This window comes from Halomonas litopenaei (genome assembly GCF_017303055.1).
In the GTDB taxonomy this organism is placed as follows: domain Bacteria; phylum Pseudomonadota; class Gammaproteobacteria; order Pseudomonadales; family Halomonadaceae; genus Halomonas; species Halomonas litopenaei_A.
This window is the reverse complement of sequence record NZ_JAEKJT010000004.1, coordinates 271,672-284,117: the sequence shown is the minus strand read 5'-3', so window position 1 is coordinate 284,117 and position 12,446 is coordinate 271,672. Positions and strand designations below refer to the sequence as shown.

Here is a 12,446-nt window from a genome sequence, read left to right as displayed (position 1 = left end):
CGTCCGCATCGTGGTGCGTGCTGGGTGGCCAGTAGGCGCTATCTTTCCAAAAAGAATTTGCAAGGCTCGGCTTCGCTCACTAAAATACTGTCCGCTGCAAGACTGGGTCGTGCATCCAGGGCTCGCTGTCCCCCGTCACTGTTTCGTTTCCTTGCTGATTATGGCATTCGCGATAGCGTTGCCTTCCTGTATGAGTTAAGGCAGTCGAAGGAAGTGTCGTGGGGTATTGGCCTTGAAGGTGTGCGTACAAACCGAACTCAAGTTACCTAAGGTAGGTGAGTGCTTAATGCCTTCTGTCAAAGTACGTGATAACGAGCCGTTTGACGTCGCTCTGCGTCGCTTCAAGCGTTCCTGTGAAAAAGCCGGCGTTCTGTCTGAAGTCCGTCGTCGTGAGCAGTACGAGAAGCCGACTGCCGAGCGCAAGCGCAAGGCCGCTGCCGCTGTAAAGCGTCACGCCAAGAAGCTCCAGCGTGAGCGCAAGCGTTTCGAACGGCTCTATTGATCCGTACTTGAGTCGAGCGTGGTTCGCCGCTCTCGATTCAGGAGGACGCCAAGCGGCCGCCATTGAGGTGGCCGCTTGTTTTTCTGACATCCTATGAGGGTGTTCCGTCCAGACCTCTGGACGATTCTTGTTCTTCTCAGGATACCGCTCCTGTCGAGGAGACTATGGCCGGCCAGATTCCCCAGCGCTTCATTGATGACCTCCTCGCGCGCGTGGACGTGGTCGAGGTGGTGGGTGAGCGCGTCAAGCTGAAAAAGGCCGGGCGCAACCACTCTGGTCTGTGTCCGTTTCATCAGGAAAAGAGCCCATCGTTCACGGTCAGCGCGGACAAGCAGTTCTATCACTGCTTTGGCTGTGGTGCCCACGGCAACGCGCTGCGCTTCTTGATGGAGTACGACAAGCTACGCTTCCCGGAAGCGGTCGAGCAGCTTGCTTCCAGGTTGGGGATGGAGGTGCCCAGAGAGGGTGCCGACGATCCCAGAGCCCAGGCGCGAGAAAAAAAGCGCAAGGAAGGCGTCAACCTGCTGGAAATGTCTGCCAGCTACTTTCGCGAGCGGCTCAAGATGCCGGAGGGCCAGGTTGCCCGAGAGTATCTGGAGCAGCGCGGGGTGTCAGACGAGATCCGCGAGCTATTCGGCATTGGCTATGCGCCGGCCCAATGGGAGGCGCTGAAGCGGCACCTCGGGGGGCAGGGCGTCGACGAGTCGGTGCAGATCGAGTATGGCCTGCTGGTTCACCATGAAGACAGTGGTCGCAGCTACGACCGTTTTCGCGATCGAGTGGTGTTCCCGATCCGCGATATTCGCGGGCGGACCTTGGGGTTTGGCGGTCGGGTCATGGGGGATGCCAAGCCCAAGTACCTGAACTCTCCCGAAACCCCCGTGTTCCACAAGGGGCGCGAGCTGTATGGCTTGTACGAAGCCCGCCAGGCCAGCCCGAAACTGGAACGGTTGTTGATCGTCGAAGGCTATATGGATGTGGTCGCGCTGGCGCAGTACGGCATCCATAATGCGGTGGCTACGCTGGGGACGGCCACCACGGCAGATCATCTGCGGCGCCTGTTTCGCCTGGTCAGTGAGGTCGTGTTCTGCTTCGACGGTGACAAGGCCGGACGTCAGGCGGCGGCCAGGGCGCTGGAAACCGTGTTGCCCGAGATGATCGACGGGCGTCAGGCGCGCTTCCTGTTCCTGCCCGAGGGCGAGGATCCGGACAGTCTGGTGCGGCGTGAGGGTGCCAGTGCGTTCGAAGATCGCGTGGTGTGTGCCAGTCCGCTGTCGGAGTTTCTGTTCGAGCACGCCGCCCAGGGGCGTGACCTGGCGCAGCTGGAGTCGCGCGAACGCTACGCCAGCCAAGTGCTGTCGGCCATCGAGAAGATGCCCCAGGGAGTACTCAAGTCGTTGATGCTGACAGAGCTGTCGCGACGCACCGGGGTCGAACAGTCGCGTTTTGAAGCGCTTCTGGCGCCCGTGGTTGCCGAAGAGCCCGAGCTGATGCCCTTCGACGACGCCATGGAGCCCGCTGTTGAAGAGGGCCAGTTGCCGCAGCGGCGCAGAAAGTCCTCCGCGGCGCTGGGCCTGATGGGCCGTACCCTGCAGCTGCTGGTGCACGAGCCGCGCCTGGTGGAGCGTCTCCCCGAGTCGCTTGAGTGGTGTGACGGTCAGGGCGACGATGCGCGACTCTGTCGCGACGTGATCGAGCTGTTGCGGGCTGGGGGGTATTCCAGTGCTCAGGTGCTGTTGATGCACTTCCATGGCAGTGAGGACGGCGAGCGTCTGGCCGCACTGGCGCGCAAGGAGCTGTTGATCCCTGGGCCGGCAAGGGCGGCGGAGCTGGACGGTCTGGTGAGCTATTTTCAGCGGGCCTGCAAGACCCCGTCGCGACAGCAGGAGATTGATACGTTGCTGGCAAAGCAGCAATCAGGGGAGCGTCTCTCGAGTGAGGAGCGCTCGCGACTGATGAGTCTGCTGGCCGCACGTGATTGAAGACGTCGCAGCGAACGATCCCTCAGCGTCACTGGTCTACCTTCTGAGGTAAGCCTTCACGCTTTGCTGGCGACGAATAGGAGGTATAGAAGGTGTCAGGGTTGAATTCTCAACTACTATCACCATCTAAGGGACTAGGCGCTGATATTGGGCGCAACCAGATAAGCTAACACACCTGAGACATCGCGCAAACACTCCAGACTGGCAGAAGTGGCCCCAAAACCGCTATACTGTCCGGCTTACCGAGTTTTCTCCACCTTAGCGCTTCAGGTGCTTCATTCTTCTTCGTCGAGATAGGGTTTCTATGGCTGGAAATGCGCAGCAGCAGTCACGTCTGAAGGAGTTGATCGCGCGCGGCAAGGAGCAGGGCTTCCTGACCTATGCCGAGGTCAACGACCACCTTCCCGAAGATATCGCCGACCCCGACCAGGTGGAAGATATCATCGGCATGATCAATGACATGGGTATTAACGTCGTCGAGGAAGCTCCCGACGAAGATACCCTGATGATGTCGGATCACTCAACCGATGAGTCCGCTGCCGAAGAGGCGGTAGCGGCGCTGGCAGCGGTGGAAAGCGACGTCGGTCGGACCACCGACCCGGTGCGCATGTACATGCGCGAGATGGGGACGGTCGAGCTGCTGACCCGCGAAGGCGAGATCGAGATCGCCAAGCGCATCGAAGAAGGGACTCGCGAGGTGATGTCGGCGCTGGCCTACGTGCCGGGCGCGGTCGAGTCCATTCTTGACGCCTACGACGCCACTCAGGACGAAGAGGCTCCTGGACGCCTGTCAGACCTGTTTTCCGGCTTCATCGACCCTGATGAGGGAATCCCCGGCGTTGCCGAGGCGGAAGTCCCGGAAGTGGAGGAGCAGGAAAGCAGCTCCGACGAGGATGACGACGAGGACGCGGGCGAAGAGGACGACTCTGGCGGCGGTCCGGATCCCGAGGAAGCGCGTGCCCGTTTCGAGCAGATCCGCGAGCAGAGCGGCATTGCCAATGCCGCTATCGAACGCGGTGGGCGCCAGTCACCCGAGGCGAAGGAAGAGCTGGCGCGCCTTGCCGAGCTGTTCTCGCCGATCAAGCTGGTGCCGAAGCACTTTGAGCGTCTGGTGGGGCAGGTTCGCATCAGCGTCGAGCAGGTGCGGGCTCAGGAAAAGACCGTGATGCAGCTCCTGGTCAAGCAGGCCAAGGTGCCGCGCAAGGCCTTCATCAAGGCATTTCCCAGCAATGAGTCGCGTCTGGACTGGCTGGACGACTTCATGGCCGAGAACGCTCGCTATGCCGACCGCCTCGAGCCGCTGAAGGCCGACGTGCAGCGCGCTCAGCGCAAGATCGCCTTCGAGGAAGAGATGATCCAGCTGCCGGTGAGCGAGGTGAAGGAAGTCAACCGTCGCCTGTCCATCGGTGAAGCCAAGGCCCGCCGTGCCAAGAAGGAAATGGTCGAGGCCAACCTGCGCCTGGTCATCTCGATCGCCAAGAAGTACACCAACCGTGGCCTGCAGTTCCTGGACCTGATTCAGGAAGGCAACATCGGCCTGATGAAGGCGGTGGACAAGTTCGAGTACCGTCGCGGTTACAAGTTCTCGACCTATGCGACCTGGTGGATTCGTCAGGCGATCACGCGCTCGATTGCGGACCAGGCACGCACCATCCGCATCCCGGTGCACATGATCGAGACCATCAACAAGCTCAACCGCGTATCGCGTCAGATGCTGCAGGAAATGGGGCGTGAGCCGACCCCGGAAGAGCTGGGCGAACGTCTCGAGATGCCGGAGGACAAGGTCCGCAAGGTGCTCAAGATCGCCAAGGAGCCGATCTCCATGGAGACGCCCATCGGCGATGATGACGACTCGCATCTGGGCGACTTCATCGAGGACTCCACCATGGTGCTGCCGATCGACTCGGCCACCGGGGAAGGGCTCGTGGAAGCCACGCGCAACGTGCTGGGCGGCCTGACGGCTCGCGAAGCCAAGGTGCTGCGCATGCGCTTCGGGATCGACATGAACACTGACCACACCCTCGAGGAAGTGGGCAAGCAGTTTGATGTCACCCGTGAGCGGATCCGTCAGATCGAGGCCAAGGCACTGCGCAAGCTGCGCCACCCGACTCGTTCGGAGCCGCTGCGCTCCTTCCTCGACGAGTAAGCTCAGCGCACGCCTTGTCGGCCGAGGGCGTTGACGACGCCCTTGGTCAGACAGTCGTCATACAAGACGCCCGCGGCATATGCCGCGGGCGTTTTTTGTGGTGTGTCCCTTCGCCAATCTGCTGGGGGTGTCGCGTCAGGCGGATGTCGGCGCCTGCCCTCGCTCTTCATGTGGGTACCACCAACATGACAACGCCCGCGATAAGCGGGCGTTGTCATGACGTCTGGGGCTGTAGCGGCTGTACTGCAGGGTAGGGACTCGCGGCGGTTCAGGCCTGCTTGGCCTGGCGACGCCGAATCCACAGCACCAGCTCGATCATGGCGAACAGCAGCAGGGTATAGCCGAAGAGCTCGGTCACTTCCTCCGCGGCGTCCTTGAACACCCGGATATAGCGCTCCGCCAGCAGCGACTCCCACATCTCGCTGCGGCCGTAGAGCCGCGAGAAGGCAAAGGTGCCGAGAAAGCCCGCGGCGAACAGGCCAAAGGAAAAACTCTCGACATAGCCCTCGAATTCGCGCACGAAGGCGTGGCGCTCGCGCAGGACGATATACAGGATCGGCAGCAGCAGCAGCGTTACCAGCGTCTGCCAGGCGCCGTCGAACACATAGGCGTCGAGAAAGGCATCCTGCTCACGAATCAGGGCGGCGGCCAGCAGGCCAAACATCAGTAGCGTCACCCGCGGTAGCCCGCCCAGCACTTGCCGGGCATACACCAGCAGTAGACAGCTGATCGTCAGCCAAAGCGTCTGCATGCTTTCCGTAAAGCCCGTCTCGCTGAAACGAATCTCTTCCGGCAGGCCGGTTTCCCACAGCACGCCCTGCATCATGGCGCCGATGACCAGGAGGTAGAGCAGGGCTCTGGCGCAGGTCGCGCGGAAACTGATCGTGGGCGCGGCGGATGGGGGGGTATCTAGCATCCCTCTCAATCTCCAGGTAAGGCGTGTATCAGGCGGGGATTATACCTACAGCTTTGCATGTGTGTGTGAAATTCCCCGAGGTATTCTTGACTCGTTTGCGCTGTCGCTCGTTGCACGTTATCGCCGCGCTTCCTCCACCAGCCAGTCGTGCACGGCCTTGATCCGGCGATCATCGGTCGCCCCCGGTGCGTGGACAATGCCATAGTGCTTGCCGGTATCGACCCGTGACTTGAAGGGAGCGATCAAGGCACCACTCTTGAGCTCGCTGGTCATCAGGGTTTCCCTGGCGATCGCGACGCCCATGCCGGCGATAGCCGCCTCCATGGTGAGGTGATTTCGGTTGAAGGTATAGCCTCTTTCAAGATTGATCGACGGCGCACCGATGGCAGACAGGTAGTGGCGCCATTCACCGTACTCCTGGCTGCCGCGCCAGGCGGTGATGTCGTGCAGCAACGGATACCAGGACAGATCCTCTGGACGACGCAGGGCAGGACGCCCCTTGAGCAGGCTGGGTGAGCATACCGGAAAGATGCGCTCCTCCATCAAGGGGGTGATCGATAGCCCCGGATAGTGGCCGTCGTTGAGGTCCAGGGCCAGGTCGAAATCCCCGTCGCGCAGGGAAATGTTGCTGTCTTCCGAGCTGATGTGCAGCTCGATATCCGGAAATCGTGCCTGCAGTCGCGGCAGTCTCGGCATCAGCCACTTGTTCAGGAACGAGGGGATCGAGCGTAGCCGGATCACGCCGCTCATGACACCGCTGCGCAGCCGGCTGACTTCGAGCCCGACCGCCTGATAGGCGTCATCGACCACGGCAGCCAGGCGTTTGCCTTCCTCGGTCAGTTCCAGCCTGCGAGGCAACCTCCGGAACAGCTTGAATCCCAGCCTGTCCTCCAGTTGCTTGATCTGCTGGCTGACCGCCCCGGTGGTGACATGCAGCTCTTCTGCTGCGCGGGTAAACGAGAGGTGTCTTGCACTGACCGCAAAGCCCTTGAGCCAGGCATGGGTCTGGGCATTGAGAAGTCGGCTCATGGATGCGCTCTTGTGGGCTTATGATTTAGCTGAGCTATATTGAAGACAAGATATTCTGCCTTGTCCCAGGGCTTTTTGGCAGCCAGCATACCCATAATGGCATGCGACGACATCCTGTCGCTTTAGCGAGACTGATCGGAACGTCTGACAGCGCAGTGTTCTATCGTCGGCTACCAGCATCCCTTCAAGACGCGAATCTACTTTCAAGAGGCACCTCATGGCCATCAGCGTTTTCGACCTTTTCAAGATTGGCATCGGCCCATCGAGCTCGCATACCGTTGGCCCGATGAAGGCAGCCTATGATTTCGTCGAGGCGCTACGACGCGATGACGCTCTGGAGCGGGTCGCAGCGGTCGAGATTCACCTTTATGGGTCACTTTCTGCCACGGGCAAGGGGCATGCCACGGATCGTGCCTGTGTCATGGGGCTGATGGGGGAGCGCCCTGACCGCATTGATCCCGCGGTGATCGGGCCATGCATCGAGGAGCTACTGGAGAGCCAGACCCTGATGCTGGGAGGGCAGGTCGCCGTGCCCTTCTTGTGGGCTCGTGATCTTGTCTGGCATGAGGAGAGTCTTCCCTATCACCCCAACGCCATGACCCTGGTCGCCAAGGGGCACGCAGGTGACATCCGGCGCGAGACCTACTATTCGGTCGGCGGTGGTTTTGTGGTGGACGAGGCCCAGGCACAAGATGGCGCGCTGGACGCCGATAACACGGCGCTGCCCTATGACTTCAACAGCGGCGCTGAGTTGATGGCGTTGTGCCGTCTGCATGGTCTGAGCATCAGTGAGCTGATGCTGGAGAACGAAAAGGCCTGGCGCAGCGAGGCCGAGGTGCGCGCGGGCCTGTGGGACATCTGGCAGGCGATGCAGGCCTGCGTGAACCAGGGCATCCAGGCAGAGGGCGTGCTGCCTGGCGGGCTGAACGTCAAGCGCCGCGCCGCCTCGCTGTATCGTCGCCTGGAAGCCATGTCTGACGATGTGGGTCTGATCGCCTCGACCTTTTCCGCGATGGACTGGGTCAACGTGTATGCGTTGGCCGTCAACGAGGAAAATGCCGCCGGCGGGCGCATGGTGACGGCGCCTACCAATGGCGCTGCTGGCATCATCCCTGCCGTGTTGCACTACTACATGAAGTTTCAGCCTGGCGCATCGGAGAAGGACGTCGTCAATTTTCTGCTGACGGCGGGTGCCGTTGGCATCCTGTGCAAGAAGAATGCCTCCATTTCCGGGGCCGAAGTGGGCTGCCAGGGGGAGGTGGGGTCTGCCTGCGCGATGGCGGCTGCCGGTCTGGCCGAGGTGATGGGGGCCAACGTTCCTCAGGTCGAGAACGCCGCTGAAATTGGCCTTGAGCATAACCTGGGGCTGACCTGTGACCCCGTAGGCGGGCTGGTTCAGGTGCCGTGTATCGAACGCAATGCGATTGCGGCGGTGAAGGCCATCAATGCCGCCTTGATGGCATGCCGTGGGGATGGCGAACATTTCGTGTCTCTGGACAAGGCGATTCGCACGATGCGTGATACCGGCGCCGACATGCAGGAGAAGTACAAGGAAACCTCCAAGGGAGGATTGGCCGTCAACGTCATCGAGTGCTGACGTTCACCTGACCATTCGTATGCCAGCAGCGGCCCGGGGATCGGCTCCCCGGGCCGCGCTTTTTTGCCCTAGTGTCAGCGACGTACCGAAGTGTTGTGTCCTGCCGCAGAGGCCCTGAGCGGAAACCTTGTGGGCTTTAAGTAAGCAACCTATTGAAATTCGGTGGGATACATCTTTGGTCGAGTTCAACGCATGGCGAATTGCGTCGGACGCACGTCTCTTCTAGCTTACGTAAACGTAAAGTTAAGCGTCTCCAGTACTGAGTCGAACAACCACAACAACCTCAAGACAGGGGCTACGGTCCCGGCGAGGACGCCACATGAGCCAGCAGTACGTGCTAGAGACCCGTGGCCTGACCAAGTCGTTTCGAGGCTTTACCGCCGTGGACGGCGTGGATCTGAAGATCACGGAGGGGCATATTCATGCTCTGATCGGCCCCAATGGAGCGGGCAAGACCACGGTCTTTAACCTGTTGACGAAATTTCTGCCGCCTACCAGGGGCGATATCCTCTACCGCGGCAAGCCCATCACCCGCATGCGTGCCAATGAAATCGCGCGCCTGGGGCTGGTGCGTTCCTTTCAGATTTCTGCCGTGTTTGGCCATATGACGGCGCTGGAAAACGTGCGAGTCGCCTTGCAGCGTAAGCTCGGTACCTCTTTTCATTTCTGGAAGTCGGAGCGTTCGCTGGAGCCGCTGAATCAGCGCGCCATGGAGCTGCTGGAGGAGGTCGGTCTGGCGGACGTCGCAGATGTGTTGACGGTGGAACTGCCCTACGGCCGCAAGCGAGCGCTGGAGGTCGCCACCACCCTCGCCCTTGAGCCCACTGTCATGCTGCTGGATGAGCCCACCCAAGGCATGGGGGCGGAGGATGTGGATCGCATCGTCGCGCTGATTCGCCGGGTCTCGGCGGGCAGAACGGTGCTGATGGTGGAGCATAACCTGAGTGTTGTCAGCCGGTTATGCGATCGCATCACGGTATTGGCCAGGGGCGCTGTGCTGGCCGAGGGTGACTATGCCAGCGTCTCGGCGGACCCAGCAGTGCGCGAGGCCTACATGGGCAGCGAAGCCAGCGTTGCCGAGGAGGCCACCACATGACCTCTGTGATGAACGCTACCCGCTCCCCCCATGGGATCAGCACCAGCAGCGATGAAGCGATCTGCCTGGCGGGCGTCAACGCCTTCTACGGTGAATCACATATCCTGCACGGCGTGGACCTGCGGGTGAAGCGGGGTGAACTGGTGACGCTGCTGGGGCGCAATGGCGCAGGCCGCAGTACCACGCTGAAGACGATCATGAACATGGTCGGCTCGCGCAGCGGTTCCATTGTCATCAATGGTCAGGAAACGCTGGGCATGAAGCCCCACCACATACCGCGCCTTGGCGTGGGGTACTGCCCCGAAGAGCGGGGTATCTTTGCCAGCCTGGACGTCGAGGAGAACCTGCTGCTTCCGCCTACGGTACGCTCCGGTGGCATGAGCCTTGACGATATCTACGGGATGTTTCCGAATCTCTACGAGCGCCGGCGCAGTCAGGGGACCCGCCTGTCCGGTGGCGAGCAGCAGATGCTGGCCATGGCGCGCATCCTGCGCACCGGTGCCGACATTCTGTTGCTCGATGAAATTACCGAGGGGCTGGCTCCTGTCATCAATCAGGCGCTTGCCGAGGTGCTGGTGACGTTGAAATCCCGCGGGATGACCATCGTGCTGGTGGAGCAGAACTTCCGCTTCGCGGCCCCCCTAGCCGATCGCCACTTCGTCATGGAGCACGGCCGCATCATCGATACCATCGAAGCCGCCGATCTCGACGCCCGGCGCGACGACCTCAATGCACTGCTGGGGGTCTAGCGTGCTATTCGCCAGGCGCGGCACCCATCCCTTCGCGAAGCCGTTCCCACTGGCCGTTGCCGCCAGCGCGGACGGCGCTGTGTGGACGGCCAGTACCGACGCCTCAGCACCTGCTCTACAACACGTTCAGCAACATATCCAACAACGACATATTCAACAACAACAAGGGCCATGGGCCCAGGAGCCTTCCATGATGTCACAGACCCGTTCTTTCCGCCGTTTGCCGCTGGCTCGCGCCGTTGCCGCCAACACCTTGCTGGTCGCCGGTATGCTGGGAATGGCCGCACCCTCGCTGGCCCAGGACGGAATCAGCGATGGCGAGATCCGTATCGGCTATCTCGCGGACATGTCAGGCACCTATCGCGACCTGGCTGGCCCGGGTGGTCTTGAAGCCATGAAGATGGCGGTGGAAGATTTCGGTGGAAGCGTCGGTGATGCACCTATCGAGATCTTCAATGCCGATGACCGCAACAGCGCCGATGTGGGCGCCAACACCGTGCGTGGCTGGGTCGATCAGGAAAACGTGGACCTGGTCGCCGGCATGGTGGCCTCATCGGTTTCCATCGCCGTGACCAAGGTGCTGGAAGAAGCCGGCGGACTGGCGATCATTTCAGGCTCTGCGGCTTCCAGCATCACCAACGAGCACTGCACTCCCAACCATATTCACTATGTGTACGATACCTATCCCCTGGCCAACGGAACGGCCAAGGCGGTGGTAGAGCAGGGCGGTGACAGCTGGTTCATGCTGACGGCGGACTACGCCTTCGGTCACGCGCTGGAAAGCGATGTCGAGAAGGTCGTCACGGACAATGGTGGCACCATCGTTGATCGCGTCCGTCACCCCTTCCCGACCAGCGACTTCTCCTCCTACATCCTTCAGGCCCAGGGCTCTGGGGCCAAGATTGTCGGCCTGGCCAATGCCGGTTCCGATACCGTCAACGCGATCAAGACGGCCAGCCAGTTTGGCCTGACGCAGACCGGGCAACAGCTGGCGGGCCTGTTGATCTTCCTCAATGACGTACATGCCATGGGTCTGGAAACCACCCAGGGACTGCTGCTGACGACCGGCTGGTACTGGGATATGGACGACGCTTCCCGCGAATGGGCTGAGCGTTACTTCGAGCGGGTCGGCAAGATGCCAACCATGGTTCAGGCGGGCATCTATTCCAGCACCACACAGTATCTCGAGGCGGTCGAGGCGGCGGGTACCGATGACCCTGCCACGGTGCGCGCCAAGCTGGGTGAGACACCCATCAATGACTTCTTTGCCCGCAATGGACGCATTCGCGAAGACGGACGCATGGTCCATGACATGTATCTGGCTGAGGTCAAGGCGCCTGCCGATTCCGAGAGTGAGTGGGATCTCTACGAGATCAAGGCAACCATCCCTGCCGAAGACGCCTATCGCCCCTTGTCGGAAAGCTCCTGCAAGCTGGTCAGCAACTAAACCGTGTCAGTTGGCACGATGCCACGGTGTTTCCAGGAAGCGCTGAATCATTCCGGGGCGGTCTCGCTATCGCCCCTTCTCGAGGGATGTCCTCATGACCATGATCTTTGGCGTACCGTTGGCGGTATTCATGGGCCAGCTGATGCTGGGGCTGATCAATGGCGCCTTCTACGCACTTTTGAGCCTTGGTTTGGCGGTGATCTTCGGCCTTCTGAAAATCGTCAACTTTGCTCACGGGGCCCAGTACATGCTGGGGGCCTTCGCCGCTCTACTGGGAGCCCAGTATCTGGGCATCAATTACTGGCTGGCGCTGCTGCTGGTACCACTGGTCGTCGGTGCCTTCGGCGCTCTGCTGGAACGACTCGTGCTGCGGCGCATCGCTCACCTCGATCATCTGTACGGGCTGTTGCTGACCTTCGGTCTGGCGCTGATCTTCGAGGGTAGCCTGATCAACCTGTTCGGCGTTTCTGGGGCCAGCTATCCGGTTCCCGAGGCCCTTGCGGGTGGCATCAAGCTGCCATTCATGTTCCTGCCCACCTATCGTGGCTGGGTGCTGGTGGCGGCACTGGTGGTATGCCTGGGAACCTGGTTCATCATCGAACGCACTCGGCTGGGGGCGTACCTGCGTGCGGGCACGGAAAACCCGGCGCTGATGCAGGCGTTCGGCGTCAATGTGCCGCTGCTGGTCACCCTGACCTACGGGTTTGGCGTTGCGCTGGCGGCCTTTGCCGGCGTGCTAGCGGCGCCGCTGTACCCGGTGTCGCCAACCATGGGGTCGAGTCTTCTGATCGTGGTCTTTGCGGTGGTGGTGATCGGCGGCATGGGCTCCATCCTCGGGGCTATCCTCACCGGTCTCGCCATGGGGCTGATCGAGGGACTGACCAAGGTGTATTACCCGGAAGCGGCCAATACCGTGATCTTCCTGGTGATGATCATGGTGTTGATGCTCAGGCCTGCTGGCCTGTTTGGTAAGGAGGCGTGA

10 protein-coding genes are annotated in these 12,446 nt (G+C 61.1%); 8 read left to right on the top strand and 2 right to left on the bottom strand.

What is annotated here, in order from left to right:
• The first annotated feature begins 286 nt into the window (after positions 1-286).
• From rpsU to rpoD, 3 genes are all read left to right on the top strand, one after another.
• Positions 287-502 carry a 30S ribosomal protein S21 gene (gene rpsU, locus JF545_RS08615; RefSeq protein ID WP_013333229.1) on the top strand — a complete coding sequence of 72 codons (216 nt, stop codon included), beginning with the start codon at positions 287-289 and terminating at the stop codon, positions 500-502.
• Positions 503-666: 164 nt separating this feature from the next.
• Positions 667-2,484, top strand: coding sequence for a DNA primase (gene dnaG / locus JF545_RS08610; protein WP_206941324.1), 1,818 nt, complete (start codon positions 667-669; stop codon positions 2,482-2,484).
• Between the two features lie 304 nt (positions 2,485-2,788).
• On the top strand, positions 2,789-4,630 hold the full coding sequence (gene rpoD / locus JF545_RS08605; RefSeq protein ID WP_206941323.1) for an RNA polymerase sigma factor RpoD: 1,842 nt from the start codon (positions 2,789-2,791) through the stop codon (positions 4,628-4,630).
• A 268-nt stretch (positions 4,631-4,898) separates the two neighbouring features.
• Here the strand turns inward: rpoD and JF545_RS08600 are convergent, their stop codons facing one another.
• On the bottom strand, positions 4,899-5,546 hold the full coding sequence (locus tag JF545_RS08600) for a hypothetical protein (protein ID WP_206941322.1): 648 nt from the start codon (positions 5,544-5,546) through the stop codon (positions 4,899-4,901).
• Positions 5,547-5,663: 117 nt separating this feature from the next.
• Positions 5,664-6,575: a LysR substrate-binding domain-containing protein gene (locus JF545_RS08595; RefSeq protein WP_206941321.1), complete on the bottom strand. Its 912-nt coding sequence runs from the start codon at positions 6,573-6,575 to the stop codon at positions 5,664-5,666.
• A 217-nt stretch (positions 6,576-6,792) separates the two neighbouring features.
• On the opposite strand from JF545_RS08595, the gene JF545_RS08590 reads away from it, so the two are divergent.
• The 5 genes from JF545_RS08590 (at position 6,793) to JF545_RS08570 (ending at position 12,446) form a co-directional block, all read left to right on the top strand.
• Positions 6,793-8,172 (top strand): L-serine ammonia-lyase, encoded by a 1,380-nt coding sequence (locus JF545_RS08590; RefSeq protein WP_206941319.1) that lies wholly within the window; start codon positions 6,793-6,795, stop codon positions 8,170-8,172.
• Between the two features lie 319 nt (positions 8,173-8,491).
• A complete protein-coding gene (locus tag JF545_RS08585) occupies positions 8,492-9,268 on the top strand; it encodes an ABC transporter ATP-binding protein (protein ID WP_206941317.1) in 777 nt (258 codons plus the stop codon).
• Positions 9,265-10,017, top strand: a complete 753-nt coding sequence (locus JF545_RS08580) for an ABC transporter ATP-binding protein (RefSeq protein ID WP_374107025.1) — start codon at positions 9,265-9,267, stop codon at positions 10,015-10,017. The genes JF545_RS08585 and JF545_RS08580 overlap by 4 nt, the downstream gene beginning before the upstream one ends.
• A 268-nt stretch (positions 10,018-10,285) precedes the next feature.
• Positions 10,286-11,464, top strand: a complete 1,179-nt coding sequence (locus tag JF545_RS08575) for an ABC transporter substrate-binding protein (protein ID WP_206941793.1) — start codon at positions 10,286-10,288, stop codon at positions 11,462-11,464.
• Positions 11,465-11,558: 94 nt separating this feature from the next.
• On the top strand, positions 11,559-12,446 hold the full coding sequence (locus JF545_RS08570) for a branched-chain amino acid ABC transporter permease (RefSeq protein WP_206941315.1): 888 nt from the start codon (positions 11,559-11,561) through the stop codon (positions 12,444-12,446).